The sequence below is a fragment of the Bradyrhizobium sp. NBAIM18 genome (assembly GCF_020193825.1).
Lineage (GTDB): Bacteria > Pseudomonadota > Alphaproteobacteria > Rhizobiales > Xanthobacteraceae > Bradyrhizobium > Bradyrhizobium yuanmingense.
Map to the genome: position 1 here is coordinate 254909 of NZ_JADYVO010000005.1, position 15113 is coordinate 270021.

Genomic DNA, 15113 nt, shown 5'->3' on the forward strand with positions numbered 1-15113 from the left:
AGTGCGGCGCAATCGATCATCATCATGATCGCGTCATACCTGAGGGAACCCGATCATGGGCCGCCTGTCCGTTGCACTTGCGCTTCTCTGCGGCCTTGCCGCAGGCGTTGCGGCTTCGGCCGCGGAGGACCGCAGCATTGTCCTCGCTTCGACGACGGCGACGCAGGAATCCGGGCTGCTCGACTATCTGCTGCCGATCTTCCGCGACAAGACCGGCATCGACGTCACCGTGATCGCGCGGCGCGCCGACGAAGTGCTCGATGGGGCGCGGCGGGGTGAGGTCGACGTCGTGCTGATGCACGCGCGGCCTCAGGAGGAGAAGTTCGTCTCCGACGGCTTTGGCGTGAAGCGCTACGACGTGATGTACAGCGACTATGTGCTGATCGGGCCGAAGAGCGATCCCGCGGGCGTAAAGGGCAAGGACATCGCGACGGCGCTGAAGGCGATCGAAGCCAAAGGCGCGCCGTTCGTGACGCGTGGCGATCGGTCGGGCACTCATGCCGCGGAGCTCGCGCTTTGGATCGTCGCCGGCATCGACATCGCGAGCGCCAAGGGCGCCTGGTATCGCGAGGCCGGGCCCGGCATGGCCGCATCGCTCGGGGCCGCGCGCGCCGCCAACGCCTATGTGCTTGCGGATCGCGGCAGCTGGATCGCGTTCAGCGATCGCGGCGATCTCGACGTCGTCGTCGAAGGCGACCGGCGGCTGCTCAACCAATATGGTGTGATGCTGGTGAACCCTGCGAAGTTCCCGAACGTGAAGAAGGACCTCGCGCAGACCTTCGTCGATTGGCTGACATCGCCGGAGGGGCAGACGGCGATCGCCGGCTACAAGGTGGACGGACAGCAGCTGTTCTTCCCCAATTCGGACAGGTCGGGCGGCTGAGGGGTGAGGCCGGCACCGCCGGCGGTTGCCAAACCGGACGATGCATGGTCCTCATGGCGCATGACCCAGCGCCTGCCGCCTTCGCTCACGCCGCTCGACACCGCGCTCGCCGCGCTGCTGCGGGGCGTTGATCCCGTCGCGCCGATGGAGGTGCCGCTGGCGGACGCAATCGGCTGCATCGCGGCGGGTGCGCCGCTGCTTGCCGCCTATCCTTCGCGGGATGTTGCGGCCGTAGATGGTTGGGCGCTATCTGCCAACGATCTCGTCGGGGCGTCCGCTTACTCGCCTGTGCCGCTGGCAATGGCTCCTGCATGGGTCGAGGCGGGCGAGGCGATGCCGGCGGGATGCGACTGCGTGCTCGATGCCGACGCCGTGGAGACGTCGGGGCCGCTTGCCCAGGTGCTCGCAGAGGGCGCGCCGGGGCAGGGTGTCAGGCGCGCAGGCAGCGACATCGCCGCGCGCAGGGCCGTGGGAGCCGCGGGTCATCCGATCGCCGCGGCGGACCTGTTGCTGGCGCGTGTGGCGGGCGTGGAGAAACTCGCCGTGAGGCGGCCGCGGCTGCGCATCGTCAATGTGCCGGGCGGAACGGTCACGGCGTATATGATTGCCGGGATCGCGCACACAGCGGGACTGGATGTGGAAACGCGTCCAGCGCGTGCGCGCGATGCAGCGTCGATTTCGGATGTGCTCGATGCGTCCTCCTGCGATGTCCTGCTGACCATCGGCGGTAGCGGCGTCGGCTGCCAGGACGCCGCCGTCACCGCCCTGGCCCGGCGCGGCGAGGTGATGGCGCACGGCCTTGCGCTGCAGCCGGGGCGCACGGCGGCGGTCGGACGGCTGGGACGGGTTCCCGTCGTCGCCTTGCCCGGCTCGCCCGATTCCGCGCTTGCAGCTTGGCTTGCACTCGCGCTGCCGCTCGCGGACCGTTTGTCGGCGCGTCGGCCGCGTCGAAAAGTGTCGCTGCCGCTTGCGCGAAAGATCGCCTCCAGCGTCGGCATCACGGAGATCGCTTTGCTGGCTGAGGAACATCGCGCCTGGATGCCGCTTGCCGTGGGCGAATGGCCGCTTCAGGCCATCGCCCGTGCGGACGCATGGCTGCTCATTTCCGCCAGCGACGAGGGATTTGCGGCAGGTACGCCGATCGATGCGTATCTGATGCGGGCGTGATAAGGGTTCTGGCATGACGATGATCCCGAAATCACCGGACCGCAGCGCGCTCGAGCAGGAGCAGTTCCTCAAGATCCTGTCGCGCGAAGAGGCCTTGGCGCGCTTCGAGGCGGCCTTGTTCCCGCGCGCGCTTCGAACTGAAACGCGCAAGCTCGCAGCCGCGCTGGGCGCTGCCCTTGCCGAAGATATCACGGCAACGATCGACGTGCCGCCGTTCGACCGCTCCAATGTCGACGGCTTTGCCGTGCGCTCCGCCGACCTTGCGGCGGCCGGCGAGGGCGCGCCCGTGCGCCTCGCGCTGAATGGCGAGACCGTTCATTGCGGGACCGCGCCGACGCTGCAGGTGGCGGCCGGAACCGCAACGGCGATCGCCACCGGCGGTCCGTTGCCGCGCGGCGCCGATGCCGTGGTGATGGTCGAGCACACACAGCCGGCCGGCCAGGATGCGATCGATGTCCGTCGCGCCGTCTCGCCGGGGCAATTCGTCTCGTATGCCGGGTCCGACATCGCGCGGGGCGAGGCGCTGCTGCGCGCCAGCACCATCATCGGCTCGCGCGAGATCGGCATGCTGGCGGCTTGCGGCATCGCCGAGGTGGGTGTCGCGCGCAGGCCGCGGGTTGCCGTGATCTCCACCGGCGACGAACTGGTTCAGCCCGGCGAGGTGCTCGGGCCCGCCGAGATCTACGATACCAACGGCGCCATCGTCGCGGCCGCGATCGACGAAAACGGTGGCGAGGCCGTCTTCCTCGGCGCTGTTCCGGACGACGAAGCCAGGCTCGAAGCCGCCATGAGCAACGCGCTTGCGGAAGCCGACATGCTGGTGCTCTCGGGCGGCACGTCGAAAGGCGCGGGCGATCTCTCTCATCGCATCATCAGCCGGCTCGGCGCACCCGGCATCATCGCCCATGGCGTCGCGCTCAAGCCAGGCAAGCCGTTGTGCCTTGCGGTGTGCGACGGCAAGCCCGTCGTGATCCTGCCGGGCTTTCCGACCTCGGCGATGTTCACCTTCCACGACATGATCGTGCCGGTGCTGCGCCGGATGGCCGGACTGCCGCCGCGCTCCGATGCCAAGGTGAACGCAACGGTGCCGGTGCGCATCGCTTCCGAGCTCGGCCGCACCGAATTCGTCATGGTCTCGCTGGTTGAGGGCAGGGAGGGCCTCATCGCCTATCCCTCCGGCAAGGGGTCTGGTGCGATCACGTCCTTTGCTCAGGCGGACGGCTTTCTGCGCATCGACGCACTTGCCGACCAGATGCCGGCCGGCACCGAGACCGAGGTGACGCTGTTCACGCCGCATGTGCGCGTGCCGGATCTCGTTATCGTCGGCAGCCATTGCACCGGCCTCGATCTCGTCACCGCACAGCTGGCGCATGCTGGTCTCACCGTGCGCACGATCGCGGTCGGCAGCCTCGGCGGGCTTGCAGCAGCCAAACGTGGCGAATGCGATCTCGCGCCGATCCACCTGTTCGACGACAGAAGCGAGACCTACAACACGCCCTATCTCGTCGAAGGTCTCGAGCTGGTCGCCGGCTGGCGGCGGATGCAGGGCGTTGTCTTTCGCAAGGGCGACAAACGTTTCGAGGGCCTGAGCGCAAAGGATGCTGTTGCCGCAGCGCTCGCCGATCCCGCCTGCATCATGGTGAACCGCAACCAGGGCGCCGGCACGCGCATCCTGATCGACCGGCTGCTCGGCGGCGCGCGTCCGGAAGGCTACTGGAACCAGCCGCGTTCGCACAATGCGGTGGCGGCGGCCGTCGCGCAGCACCGCGCCGATTGGGGCATGACCATTGCGCCGGTCGCCCATGCGGCCGGCCTCGATTTCATTCCGCTCGCCGAAGAGCATTATGACTTCGCGGTGGTGAGTGCGCGAAAGCAACGGCCGGCAGTGCAGGCTTTTCTCGACGCACTCGGCTCGAAGGAGGTACGCGCGTCGCTCGCGCGAGCGGGCTTCCGGCCCCCATAGACGAGGGACCACGACGCGGCGTTCGAGCCAGGAGAGGTCTACGGCTACGATGCCTGCTCGGTACGGCTGGTGGCCTGAGCGGCCTGCTCTCGCTTGCGCTCACGATCCTCGGCCTCGGCAAGCGCGCGCTGCGCGGCGGGCGGCAGCGGCTTCGGATCCGGCGGCACCTCGACGATGTCAGGCTTGCTCAGCTGCCTCGTGCGATCGATCGTCTCGGAGAGATCGAAGACGAAGTCGACGAATTCGAAGATCGTATTCAAGAGAGGGGCGGCCATGGCTTCGTCCGGGGAATGTCCAGACCTGTGGTCGCTCCCGTTCCAGGTCCGGTTCAAGACGTCATGAACTTGGCGGGGCGCCGCAGCGACCAAGGAACATGAGCCAGGTCATGACTGCATCGACGCCCCTCAATTTCCGCAAGATCGCTGCTCTCGTCGCGGCGGCCGGAACGCTGTTCTGGCTCTACACCTTCCATTACATCGCGAATGTCCCGCCCGGAGACGGCAGCGGCTTTCAATGGCTCGCGGTGTTTCCGCTGGGCATGGTCTTCGGGGCGTTCTTCCTGCCGGCCTGGGTGCTCCTTGCGATCGGCCGTTTGCCGCGCTTCACCACTGCCGTCGGCATTTGCGGCCTGATCGCCTTCGCGATCATCTGGGCGCAGCTCCTCAACGAGTTTCCGAAATCATAGAGTCGCTAGGATGCGTCATCCAGCGCCGCCAGCCGCTCGGCCTCGGCAATGTCCTCGACCGTGTTCGCATTGAAGAACGGATCGAGCGGCTCGTTCGGCCAGGTCACCGTTGCGAGCGGATAGCGCGCGGTCCAGCGGTCGATCTTGCGGAGGTCTTCGTCCACGAGCGCGTGGCGCAGCTCCTCGCGCAAGGCGACGCGCCACAGGCCGATCACCGGATGCGACTGCTCGCCTGATGCGGCGACCGCAAGCTGCGCATTCTCACGCGCGCGCGCCTCATGCAGCTGCGCGACGAGGTCGCGCGGCAGGAACGGGCAATCGCCGGCGGCGCTGAGCACCCATTCGATCTCCGGCCGGTTCGCCGCGGTCCAGTCGAGCGCCGCGAGGATGCCGGCGAGGGGACCCGGGAAGCCGGGCACGTCGTCGGCGACGACCTGCAAGCCGTACGCGGCAAAGCGGGCGGGATCGCCGTTGGCGTTGAGGATCAGTCCGCTGCACTGGGGCGCAAGGCGCGCGATCACGCGTTCCAGAATGGTGCGGCCGCCGATGGTGCGCATCGGCTTGTCGCCGCCGCCCATGCGCCGCGCGAGCCCGCCGGCGAGCAGCACGCCGAGAGTCGGGGGAACGCGCGCCGCGGACATGTCAGTCGTCACCGCCTTCACCCTTGCGCTTGTGCTTGGCCGATTCCTCTTCGACATAAGCGAGGTTCTGGTCGTAGACGATGCGCTCTTCGCCTGCGAGCGCGATGAAGCGTTTGCCGCGGGTGCGCCCGACCAGCGTCAGGCCGACCTGCCGTGCGAGATCGACACCCCAGGCGGTGAAGCCGGAGCGCGACACCAGGATCGGAATGCCCATGCGCACCGTCTTGATCACCATCTCCGAGGTGAGGCGCCCCGTTGTGTAGAGGATCTTGTCGGACGCGTCGACGCTGTGGCGATACATCCAGCCCGCGATCTTATCGACGGCGTTGTGGCGGCCGACGTCCTCGGTGTAGCAAAGCGGAGTGCCCTCCTTGCACAGCACGCAGCCGTGGATCGCGCCGGCCTCCAGATAAAGCGAGGGCATGGTGTTGATGGTCTGCGTCATCTGGTAGAGCCAGGAGGTGCGCAGCTCCGCCTTGGGCAGCGCGACGCTCTCGACCGCCTCCAAGAGGTCGCCGAAGGCGGTGCCCTGCGCGCAGCCGGAGGTCTGCGTGCGCTTTTTCAGCTTGGCCTCGAAATTGGTGTGGTGTGAGGTGCGCACGACGACCACCTGGAGGTCGTCGTCGTATTCGACCTCGGTGACCACGTCGTTATATTTCAGCATGTTCTGGTTCAGCAGATAGCCGAGCGCCAGATATTCCGGATAGTCGCCGATCGTCATCATGGTGACGATCTCCTGGGCGTTCAAATAGAGCGTCAGCGGCCGCTCCATCGGCACCTTGATCTCGGCCCTGGCGCCGGTCTGGTCGGTGCCGGTCACGCTCTGGGTCAGGCGCGGGTCGTCCGGATTGGGGACGATCAGGGGCACCGGGGCTTTGTCGATCTTCATCATGGCGGCGACGTTAGCATGACATTCGGGTCAAGCCGATATAAGCATGGTTGGGAATGGGCAAAATGCCTCCGCTCGTCATTGCGAGCGGAGCGAAGCAATCCAGAGTCTTTCCGCGGCGGCAGTCTGGATTGCTTCGCTGCGCTCGCAATGACGCGGAGGGGCCGCGGTTCCACAAGGGACCTGATCGTCACGGACACGGAGCTGGAATGAAAGTCATCGGCCTTGCAGGCTGGAGCGGTGCGGGCAAGACCACGCTGTTGACGCGGCTGATCCCGCATTTCAACGCGCAAGGCCTGCGCGTTTCCGTGATCAAGCACGCGCATCACCAGTTCGACGTCGACGTGCCCGGCAAGGATTCCTGGCGCCATCGCGAGGCCGGCGCGGCCGAGGTTTTGGTGGCCTCGTCGAAACGCTGGGCGCTGATGCATGAGCTGCGCGGGGCGGCGGAGCCGCGGCTGCCGGAGCTGCTCGACAAGCTCTCCGCGGTCGATCTCGTCGTCGTCGAGGGCTTCAAGCGCGAGCCGCATCGCAAGATCGAGGTGCATCGTGCCGCCAACGGCAAGCCGCTGCTGTTTCCGGACGATCCCGGAATTGCCGGGATTGCGACCGACCTCGCGATTGACACGAGGCTCCCGACTGTCCATCTCGACGATATCGAAGGCGCGGCGGCATTGATGCTACGGGCGGCGATGCCGGTCGAGGAAGCGGTAGCAAGAAGCGCCGCGACACGCTGACGAGGCACCATGGCGCAACTGTCGGACGATTGCTTTGCCTTCGGCGGCCCGATGATGTCGGTCGACGAAGCCGTCGGCCTCATCACGACGCGCGTCAACGCCATCGTCGATCTCGAGACGGTGGCGCTGGTCGATGCCGACGGGCGCGTGCTCGCGCGCGATCTGGCCGCGCCTTTGCCGCTGCCGCCGTTCACCAACTCCGCCGTCGACGGTTACGCCGTGCGCAACGCCGACCTTCCGGCAAGCGCAGAGCAGGCCTTCCCGCTTGACGGCCGCATCCAGGCCGGCGGCCTTGCGCAAGCGCCGATCAAACCCGGCCACACCGCGCGCATCTTCACCGGCGCCCCGATGCCGCCGGATGCGGAGACCGTCTTCATGCAGGAGGACGTCCGTGTCGATGCTTCAGGCAGGATCGTGCTGCCGCCGGGGCTGAAGCCCGGCGCAAATGTGCGGCCTGCAGGCGAGGACATTCCCCAAGGTCAGGTCGCGCTGCGCGCCGGCCAGCGCCTGCGGCCGCAGCACGTCGCCCTTGCCGCCGCGTTCGGCCTGACAAGGCTCGACGTCGTCAGGCGCATCCGTGTCGCCGTGTTTTCGACCGGCGACGAGCTTGCCTCGCCCGGCGAGCCGCGCGCCGCCTCGCAATTGTTCGATTCCAATCGCTTCATGCTGATGGCGATGCTGCGGCGGCTCGGCTGCGAGGTCAGCGATCTCGGCATTCTGCGCGATGAGCGAACGTCGCTGGCGCGCGGCCTGAAGCAGGTCGCAGGCGGCCATGACCTGATCCTCACCACCGGAGGCGTCTCGACCGGCGAGGAAGATCACGTCAAGGCGGCGGTGGAGAGCATCGGCTCGCTGGTGCTGTGGCGGATGGCGATCAAGCCCGGTCGTCCCGTGGCGATGGGCATCATCGACGGCACACCGCTGATCGGACTGCCCGGCAATCCCGTCGCGAGCTTCGTGACATTCGTCCACGTGGTGAGACCGACGGTGTTGGCGCTGGCGGGCGCCTTGCCGGAGCCGCTCTTGGCGATCCCGCTGCGCGCGGCGTTCACCTACAAGAAGAAGGCCGGCCGGCGTGAATATGTGCGCGCCTCGCTGCGGCGCGCGCAGGACGGCGGGCTCGAGGCGATCAAGTTCCCGCGCGAAGGGGCAGGGCTCCTATCCTCGCTGGTCGAGACCGATGGCCTCGTCGAACTCGGCGAGGACATCACGAATGTCGAGCCGGGGCAGGACGTGGGTTTCCTTCCCTATGCCAGCCTGATCTGATGCCTCCTAACGTTGACGCAGCCGCTCCGCCTCGCCATGGTGCGGCCATGACCAGGACGACACTCGATCTCACCGGGCTGAAATGCCCGCTGCCGGCCCTCAAGACGCGCAAGGCGCTCAAGCCGCTCAAGGCAGGCGACCAGCTCGAAGTTCACTGCACCGATCCACTCTCGGTGATCGATATTCCCAATCTGATCCGCGAGACCGGCGACAAGGTCGAGATCACCGAGCGCAACGAGGCGCGCATCGTGTTCCTGGTCGAAAAGAGCGACGCCCCGTAGAAAGGGGAATGTTCACGGCGGCGGCCTTTGCGCTCCCGCCGCGCCTCAAGCGAAGTCGATAGGACTTCGCTATCGCAGCATGAGACGCCTTTATTGATCTCCCGGCCAATTCGGGCTTGGCTCGGCCTTGCTCAAGAACGCAGGGCCGTGCTGGGCTCCGTTGAGCCGTGCAGCGTAACCACTTCCGCGAGCGTGATAATTTTCTTGGCATCTGGCATGCCAGAGGATAGAAGTGGAGTCCTGATAAGGACGAGATCGAGACGAAGCGATGAGCCACGAGGACGTGCACAAGGTCCGCTCCTTCGAGCATCCCGGTGAGGGACGCCGACGCGCCAAGGCGACCCCCAAGGGGCGGCAAGTCGATCCCACGGCCGCGCACGAGATCGAGCTGTTGCTCGGCGACAGGCCGCGACGGCGCGATCTGTTGATCGAATATCTGCACCTGATCCAGGACAAGTATCACCAGATCTCGGCGGCGCATCTGGCTGCGCTCGCCGACGAGATGAAGCTCGCCTTCGCCGAGGTGTTCGAGACTGCGACCTTCTACGCGCATTTCGACGTGGTGAAGGAAGGCGAGCCCGACATTCCCCCGCTGACGATCCGGGTCTGCGATTCGCTCACCTGCGCGATGCTTGGCGGCGAGAACCTGCTCGAAGATCTGCAGAGCGCGTCAGGTCCCGGCATCCGCGTCGTGCGCGCGCCCTGCGTTGGACGCTGCGACACAGCGCCGGCCGCCGAGGTCGGGCACAATTTCGTCGACCACGCGACCGTCGCCGATGTGATGGCGGCGGCAAAGGCCGGCGATACTCATACGCATCTGCCCAAATATACCGAGTACGATGCCTACGTCGCGGGTGGCGGCTACAAGCTGCTCAATCGTCTGCGCTCCGGCGAATTGTCGAAGGACGATCTCCTGAAAGCGCTCGACGACGCTTCGCTGCGTGGCCTTGGCGGCGCCGGCTTCCCGACCGGCCGCAAATGGCGCGCGGTGCTCGGCGAGCCCGGACCGCGGCTGATGGCGATCAATGGCGACGAGGGCGAGCCCGGCACGTTCAAGGACCGCTATTACCTCGAAACCGATCCGCATCGCTTCATCGAGGGTATGTTGATCGGCGCCCATGTGGTGCAGGCGAGCGATGTCTACATCTATCTGCGCGACGAATATCCGGCCTCGCGCGAGATCCTCCAGCGCGAGATCGCCAAGCTTCCGCCGGGCGGCCCGACGCTGCATCTGCGGCGCGGCGCCGGCGCTTACATCTGCGGCGAGGAATCCTCGCTGCTGGAGAGCATCGAGGGCAAGCGCGGCCTGCCCCGGCACAAGCCGCCTTACCCGTTCCAGGTCGGCCTGTTCGGCCTGCCGACGTTGATCAACAATATCGAGACGCTGTGGTGGGTGCGCGACATCGTCGAGAAGGGCGCCGATTGGTGGAAGGGCCATGGCCGCCACGAGCGTCACGGCCTGCGCAGCTTCTCGGTCTCGGGCCGCGTCAAGAATCCCGGCATGAAGCTCGCGCCCGCGGGCATTACCGTGCGCGAGCTGATCGAGGAATATTGCGGCGGCATGGCCGACGGCCACCAGTTCTACGCCTATCTGCCGGGCGGTGCGTCCGGCGGCATTTTGCCTGCAGCGATGGACGACATCCCGCTCGATTTCGGCACGCTGGAGAAATACGGCTGCTTCATCGGCTCGGCTGCGATCGTGATCCTGTCGCACAAGGACAGCGTGCGGTCGGCCGCACTGAACCTGATGAAGTTCTTCGAGGACGAGAGCTGCGGCCAGTGCACGCCGTGCCGCGTCGGTACCCAGAAGGCGGCGCTGCTGATGCAAAGGCCGGTCTGGAACCGTGCCTTGCTGGAAGAATTGAGCCAGGCGATGCGCGATGCCTCGATCTGCGGGCTCGGACAGGCGGCATCGAATCCGCTGTCTTCCGTGATCAAATATTTCCCTGACGAGTTCAAGGAAGCCGCCGAATGACCAAGATTACGTTCGAACTCGACGGCAAGCAGGTCGAGGCCAAGCCCGGCGAGACCATCTGGCAGGTCGCAAAGCGCCAAGGCCGCGACATTCCGCACCTCTGCTATTCGCCGGCGCCGGACTATCGCCCCGACGGCAATTGCCGCGCCTGCATGGTCGAGATCGAGGGCGAGCGCGTGCTCGCCGCGTCCTGCAAGCGCACGCCGTCGGTCGGCATGAAGGTGAAGACCGAGAGCGCCCGCGCGACTGCTGCGCAGAAGATGGTGATGGAGCTGCTGGTCGCAGACCAGCCGGCGCGCGAAACCAGCCACGATCCGGAGTCGAAGTTCTGGCACTGGGCCGAGACGACAGGCGTCACCGAGAGCCGCTTTCCCGCCGCCGAGCGCTGGGCGACCGATTCCAGCCATCCGGCGATGCGCGTCAATCTCGATGCCTGCATCCAGTGCGGCCTGTGCGTGCGCGCCTGCCGTGAGGTCCAGGTCAACGACGTCATCGGCATGGCCTATCGCAATGCCGGCGCCAAGATCGTGTTCGACTTCGACGACCCCATGGGCGAGTCCACCTGCGTTGCCTGCGGCGAATGCGTGCAGGCCTGCCCGACCGGCGCCTTGATGCCGGCCGTGATGCTCGACGACAAGCAGACGCGCGTCACCTATGCCGACAAGAAGGTCGATTCGCTCTGCCCGTTCTGCGGCGTCGGCTGCCAGGTCACCTATGAGGTCAAGGACGAGAAGGTGATCTATGCGGAAGGCCGCGACGGCCCCGCCAATCACAATCGTCTCTGCGTGAAGGGCCGCTTCGGCTTCGACTACATCCACCATCCGCATCGCCTGACGAAGCCGCTGGTGCGGTTGCCGAACGCGAAGAAGGATGCGAACGATCAGGTCGATCCGGCCAATCCGTTCACGCATTTCCGCGAGGCGAGCTGGGAGGAAGCGCTCGACATCGCCGCCAAGGGCCTCGTCAAGATCCGCGACGAGAAGGGCGTGAAGGCGCTGGCCGGCTTCGGCTCGGCCAAGGGCTCGAACGAAGAGGCCTATCTGTTCCAGAAGCTGGTGCGCACCGGCTTCGGCTCCAACAACGTCGATCACTGCACGCGCCTCTGCCACGCTTCGTCGGTCGCGGCGCTGTTCGAAGGCCTCAGCTCGGGCGCGGTGTCGGCACCGTTCTCTGCCGCCATGGACGCCGAGGTCATCATCGTGATCGGCGCCAATCCGACTGTGAACCATCCGGTCGCGGCGACGTTCATCAAGAACGCGGTCAAGCAGAACGGCGCAAAACTGTTCGTGATGGATCCGCGCCGTCAGACGCTGTCGCGTCATGCGACCAAGCATCTGCAGTTCAAGCCCGGCTCCGACGTCGCCATGCTGAACGCGATGATCAACACGATCATCACTGAGGGCCTGACCGACGACCAGTACATCGCCGGCTACACCGAGGGTTTTGAGGACCTCAAGGAGAAAATCAAGGAGTTCACGCCGGAGAAGATGGAGCCGATCTGCGGCGTCCCGGCGCAGACCTTGCGCGAGGTGGCGCGCACCTATGCGCGCGCGAAATCGTCGATCATCTTCTGGGGTATGGGCATCAGCCAGCACGTCCACGGCACCGACAATGCGCGCTGCCTGATTGCGCTCGCGCTGATCACCGGCCAGGTCGGCCGTCCCGGCACCGGCCTGCATCCGCTGCGTGGCCAGAACAACGTGCAGGGCGCCTCCGATGCCGGCCTGATCCCGATGTTCCTGCCGGACTACCAGCCGGTCGGCCGCGATGATTTGCGGGGCGCCTTCGAAAAGCTCTGGCAGCAGGATCTCGATCCCGTCCGCGGCCTGACCGTGGTCGAGATCATGAACGCGATCCACGCCGGCGAGATCACGGGCATGTATATCGAGGGCGAGAATCCCGCGATGTCCGATCCCGATCTGCAGCACGCGCGCCACGCGCTGGCGATGCTCGATCATCTCGTGGTGCAGGACCTCTTCGTCACCGAGACCGCGTTCCACGCCGACGTGATCCTGCCGGCCTCGGCTTTCGCCGAGAAGGACGGCTCCTTCACCAACACCGACCGCCGCGTGCAGCTGGCGCGTCAGGTGATCAAGCCGCCCGGCGATGCGCGCCAGGATCTCTGGATCATCCAGGAGATCGGCAAGCGCATGGGCCTGCCGTGGAACTATGCCGGTCCCGGCGACGTCTTCACCGAGATGGCAGAACTGATGCCGTCGCTGAAGAACATCACCTGGGAGCGGCTGGTGCGCGAAGGCGCGGTCACTTATCCCGTCGACGATCCGAACAAGCCCGGCAACGAGATCATCTTCACCACGGGCTTCCCGACCGCGAGCGGCCGCGGCAAGATCGTGCCGGCCAAGGTCATCCCGCCGGACGAGATTCCCGACGACGAATATCCGATGGTGCTCTCGACCGGCCGCGTGCTGGAGCACTGGCACACCGGCTCGATGACGCGCCGCGCCCAGGTGCTCGACCAGATCGAGCCCGAGGCGGTCGCGTTCATGTCGCCAAAGGACATGCGCAAGAAGAAGCTGGTGCCCGGCGATTTCATTCGCCTGGAGACCCGCCGTGGCGCCGTCGAGGTCAAGGTCCGCTCCGACCGCGACGTGCCGGAGAACATGGTGTTCATGCCGTTCTGCTACGCCGAGGCGGCGGCGAACCTGCTCACCAACCCGGCACTGGATCCGTTCGGCAAGATCCCGGAGTTCAAGTTCTGCGCGGCCAGGGCCGAGCGCGCCGAGATGAGGGACGCGGCGGAGTAAAAGGTTTCTCGACCGCGCCCGGCGGCACAGCACGCTCAAGCTCTGCTATCGGCCTTGCGCACGAGACCTGCCGTGGAAACCGCTGTCATGCCCCGGCTTGGCCGGGGCATCCAGTACGCCGCGGCCTCTCTAGTCAACAACAACTGTCTCTGGAATACTGGATCGCCCGGTCAAGCCGGGCGATGACACTAGATTGGGCGGCAGGATTCTGGATTGCTTCGTCGCTTCGCGCCTCGCAATGACGGTGGTAAATACCGTTCATGTCCCAAGTCACTCCCGCCACACGCGCACTCGCGGCCGCCGGTGTCGCCTTCACCGTCCACGCCTACGACTACGATCCCGACGCCGAGAGCATCGGGCTACAGGCGGCATCGGCACTCGGTGAGGATCCCGCGCGCGTCCTGAAGACGCTGATGGCGCAGGTGGACGGCAAGCCGGTTTGCGTGGTCGTCCCCTCCGACCGGGAAGTCTCGATGAAGAAACTCGCCGCCGCCATGACCGGCAAGTCAGCGCAGATGATGAAGCCGCCCGAGGCAGAGCGCGTCACCGGTTACAAGGTCGGCGGCATCAGCCCGTTCGGCCAGCGTAAGCAGGTCGGCACGGTGATCGAGCAGAGCGCGCTTGCGCATGATCTCGTCTATCTCAATGGAGGCCAGCGCGGCTTGCAGGTCCGGCTGAAGCCGGTCGATGCGCGGGACGTCCTGAAGGCCGTGGTGGCGGATGTGCTGGCGTGAGCGCGATGGAGCGGGATCATGAGGCGGCTGCTTCTGGCGGGGTTCTGGGTGCTGCTCGGCATCGCTTTTCCGGCAGAGGCACATGAGGTCAATCTCGTCACCGCGCGCGTGGGGCTGAGCCCTGATCGCTCGGTGAGCGTCGAGCTCGGGTTGAAGGGCAGCGATGTCGATCGCCTGATCGGTACGAAGATCTATGATCCGAAACGGGACGCGGTCGATCCTGTCGCAGTCGAAGCGGCCAAGCCCGCGATCCTTGCCTATATGGGCACGCACCTGGCTGTCACAGGTGGTGCCAAGGCCTGTGTTGCCGGAGATGCCGCGATCTTGGCCGACGGCGACGGAATCGTCTATCGCAACAGCTTTGCCTGCGCCGACGCCGCCGGCGATCTCATCTATCGTTCCACCGTGCTGACCGAGAAGGACAAGGCTGCTCGACAAGTCGTGCTGATTGCGCAGGGGCGGTCGGAAACGCAGGCCTTGCTCGACGCCGGCAACACGACGGTCACGCTTTCAACCGCGCCGCCGTCGCTGTGGTCGACGATGCAGCGCTATGTCATCACCGGCATCGAGCACATCTTCCTCGGTTACGATCACATCGCATTCCTGATCGCGGTGGTGCTGTGGGCGCGACGGCTCATGCCCGTCGTCAAAATCGTGACGGCCTTCACCATTGCCCATTCAATCACCTTGTCGCTGGCCGCGCTCGATGTTCTCGTGATTCCGAGCAGCATCGTGGAGCCTGCGATTGCGGCCTCGATCGTCTTCGTGGCTGTGGAGAACTTCTTCTCGCGTGATGTCGACAAGCGCTGGCGTGTCGCTTTTCTGTTCGGCTTGATCCACGGCTTCGGCTTCGCCGGCGTGCTGCGCGAGATCGGGCTGCCGCCGAACGCAGCGGCGCCGGCGCTTGCCGCTTTCAACATCGGCGTCGAAATCGGACAGGTCGCCATTGTTGCGGTCGTACTGCCGATCCTCCGTCTGGCCGACCGACCGGGTCTTGAACACCGGCCCGAACCGTCGCGGGCGCCGGCGCTGGTTTACGCGCTGTCCGCGGTCATAGGCCTACTCGGCAGCTATTGGTTGTTTGTGCGCGTCTTCGAGGCCTGATCGCGAGCCGCCAACTCCCGGCA

The 15113-nt window shown here is 66.1% G+C and carries 14 protein-coding genes; 11 read left to right on the plus strand and 3 right to left on the minus strand.

Going from position 1 to position 15113, the window contains the following annotated elements:
• Positions 1-55: 55 nt before the first annotated feature.
• The 3 genes from I6F17_RS14260 to I6F17_RS14270 are packed head-to-tail and all read left to right on the plus strand — an operon-like array spanning position 56 to position 4013.
• Positions 56-883 carry a substrate-binding domain-containing protein gene (locus tag I6F17_RS14260; RefSeq protein ID WP_036035622.1) on the plus strand — a complete coding sequence of 276 codons (828 nt, stop codon included), beginning with the start codon at positions 56-58 and terminating at the stop codon, positions 881-883.
• A gap of 60 nt (positions 884-943) precedes the next feature.
• Positions 944-2050, plus strand: a complete 1107-nt coding sequence (locus I6F17_RS14265) for a molybdopterin-binding protein (protein WP_225124550.1) — start codon at positions 944-946, stop codon at positions 2048-2050.
• A 13-nt stretch (positions 2051-2063) separates the two neighbouring features.
• Positions 2064-4013, plus strand: a complete 1950-nt coding sequence (locus I6F17_RS14270; RefSeq protein ID WP_225124551.1) for a molybdopterin biosynthesis protein — start codon at positions 2064-2066, stop codon at positions 4011-4013.
• A 44-nt stretch (positions 4014-4057) separates the two neighbouring features.
• Here the strand turns inward: I6F17_RS14270 and I6F17_RS14275 are convergent, their stop codons facing one another.
• Positions 4058-4288 carry a hypothetical protein gene (locus I6F17_RS14275; protein ID WP_225124552.1) on the minus strand — a complete coding sequence of 77 codons (231 nt, stop codon included), beginning with the start codon at positions 4286-4288 and terminating at the stop codon, positions 4058-4060.
• A 110-nt stretch (positions 4289-4398) separates the two neighbouring features.
• Here I6F17_RS14275 and I6F17_RS14280 point away from each other — a divergent pair, with 110 nt between their 5' ends.
• Positions 4399-4698, plus strand: coding sequence for a hypothetical protein (locus I6F17_RS14280; protein ID WP_225124553.1), 300 nt, complete (start codon positions 4399-4401; stop codon positions 4696-4698).
• 5 nt (positions 4699-4703) lie between these two features.
• Here the strand turns inward: I6F17_RS14280 and mobA are convergent, their stop codons facing one another.
• Positions 4704-5339, minus strand: a complete 636-nt coding sequence (gene mobA, locus I6F17_RS14285) for a molybdenum cofactor guanylyltransferase MobA (RefSeq protein WP_225124597.1) — start codon at positions 5337-5339, stop codon at positions 4704-4706.
• Between the two features lies 1 nt (position 5340).
• A complete protein-coding gene (locus I6F17_RS14290) occupies positions 5341-6231 on the minus strand; it encodes a formate dehydrogenase accessory sulfurtransferase FdhD (protein WP_225124554.1) in 891 nt (296 codons plus the stop codon).
• Positions 6232-6437: 206 nt separating this feature from the next.
• Here I6F17_RS14290 and mobB point away from each other — a divergent pair, with 206 nt between their 5' ends.
• The 7 genes from mobB (at position 6438) to I6F17_RS14325 (ending at position 15090) form a co-directional block, all read left to right on the plus strand.
• Positions 6438-6965 carry a molybdopterin-guanine dinucleotide biosynthesis protein B gene (gene mobB, locus I6F17_RS14295; RefSeq protein WP_225124555.1) on the plus strand — a complete coding sequence of 176 codons (528 nt, stop codon included), beginning with the start codon at positions 6438-6440 and terminating at the stop codon, positions 6963-6965.
• 9 nt (positions 6966-6974) lie between these two features.
• Complete coding sequence (gene glp / locus I6F17_RS14300; RefSeq protein ID WP_225124556.1) at positions 6975-8231, plus strand: gephyrin-like molybdotransferase Glp; 1257 nt, start codon at positions 6975-6977, stop codon at positions 8229-8231.
• A 47-nt stretch (positions 8232-8278) separates the two neighbouring features.
• Positions 8279-8512 (plus strand): sulfurtransferase TusA family protein, encoded by a 234-nt coding sequence (locus tag I6F17_RS14305; RefSeq protein ID WP_036011410.1) that lies wholly within the window; start codon positions 8279-8281, stop codon positions 8510-8512.
• A 268-nt stretch (positions 8513-8780) separates the two neighbouring features.
• Positions 8781-10487, plus strand: a complete 1707-nt coding sequence (locus tag I6F17_RS14310) for an NADH-ubiquinone oxidoreductase-F iron-sulfur binding region domain-containing protein (RefSeq protein ID WP_036011406.1) — start codon at positions 8781-8783, stop codon at positions 10485-10487.
• Complete coding sequence (gene fdhF / locus I6F17_RS14315; protein WP_225124557.1) at positions 10484-13252, plus strand: formate dehydrogenase subunit alpha; 2769 nt, start codon at positions 10484-10486, stop codon at positions 13250-13252. The genes I6F17_RS14310 and fdhF overlap by 4 nt, the downstream gene beginning before the upstream one ends.
• A 260-nt stretch (positions 13253-13512) precedes the next feature.
• Positions 13513-13986: a Cys-tRNA(Pro) deacylase gene (gene ybaK, locus I6F17_RS14320; RefSeq protein WP_225124558.1), complete on the plus strand. Its 474-nt coding sequence runs from the start codon at positions 13513-13515 to the stop codon at positions 13984-13986.
• An 18-nt stretch (positions 13987-14004) separates the two neighbouring features.
• The gene (locus I6F17_RS14325) at positions 14005-15090 is read left to right on the plus strand and encodes a HupE/UreJ family protein (RefSeq protein WP_225124559.1); all 1086 of its coding nucleotides are present in this window, start codon (positions 14005-14007) and stop codon (positions 15088-15090) included.
• The last annotated feature ends 23 nt before the right edge of the window (positions 15091-15113 follow it).

Excerpts from the sequence above, each read along its gene's own strand:
- I6F17_RS14260 (WP_036035622.1), top strand. The coding sequence starts at position 56 with ATGGGCCGCCTGTCCGTTGCACTTGCGCTTCTCTGCGGCCTTGCCGCA.
- I6F17_RS14265 (WP_225124550.1), top strand. The coding sequence starts at position 944 with ATGACCCAGCGCCTGCCGCCTTCGCTCACGCCGCTCGACACCGCGCTC.
- I6F17_RS14270 (WP_225124551.1), top strand. The coding sequence starts at position 2,064 with ATGACGATGATCCCGAAATCACCGGACCGCAGCGCGCTCGAGCAGGAG.
- I6F17_RS14275 (WP_225124552.1), bottom strand. The coding sequence starts at position 4,288 with ATGGCCGCCCCTCTCTTGAATACGATCTTCGAATTCGTCGACTTCGTC.
- I6F17_RS14280 (WP_225124553.1), top strand. The coding sequence starts at position 4,399 with ATGACTGCATCGACGCCCCTCAATTTCCGCAAGATCGCTGCTCTCGTC.
- mobA (WP_225124597.1), bottom strand. The coding sequence starts at position 5,339 with ATGTCCGCGGCGCGCGTTCCCCCGACTCTCGGCGTGCTGCTCGCCGGC.
- I6F17_RS14290 (WP_225124554.1), bottom strand. The coding sequence starts at position 6,231 with ATGATGAAGATCGACAAAGCCCCGGTGCCCCTGATCGTCCCCAATCCG.
- mobB (WP_225124555.1), top strand. The coding sequence starts at position 6,438 with ATGAAAGTCATCGGCCTTGCAGGCTGGAGCGGTGCGGGCAAGACCACG.
- glp (WP_225124556.1), top strand. The coding sequence starts at position 6,975 with ATGGCGCAACTGTCGGACGATTGCTTTGCCTTCGGCGGCCCGATGATG.
- I6F17_RS14305 (WP_036011410.1), top strand. The coding sequence starts at position 8,279 with ATGACCAGGACGACACTCGATCTCACCGGGCTGAAATGCCCGCTGCCG.
- I6F17_RS14310 (WP_036011406.1), top strand. The coding sequence starts at position 8,781 with ATGAGCCACGAGGACGTGCACAAGGTCCGCTCCTTCGAGCATCCCGGT.
- fdhF (WP_225124557.1), top strand. The coding sequence starts at position 10,484 with ATGACCAAGATTACGTTCGAACTCGACGGCAAGCAGGTCGAGGCCAAG.
- ybaK (WP_225124558.1), top strand. The coding sequence starts at position 13,513 with ATGTCCCAAGTCACTCCCGCCACACGCGCACTCGCGGCCGCCGGTGTC.
- I6F17_RS14325 (WP_225124559.1), top strand. The coding sequence starts at position 14,005 with ATGAGGCGGCTGCTTCTGGCGGGGTTCTGGGTGCTGCTCGGCATCGCT.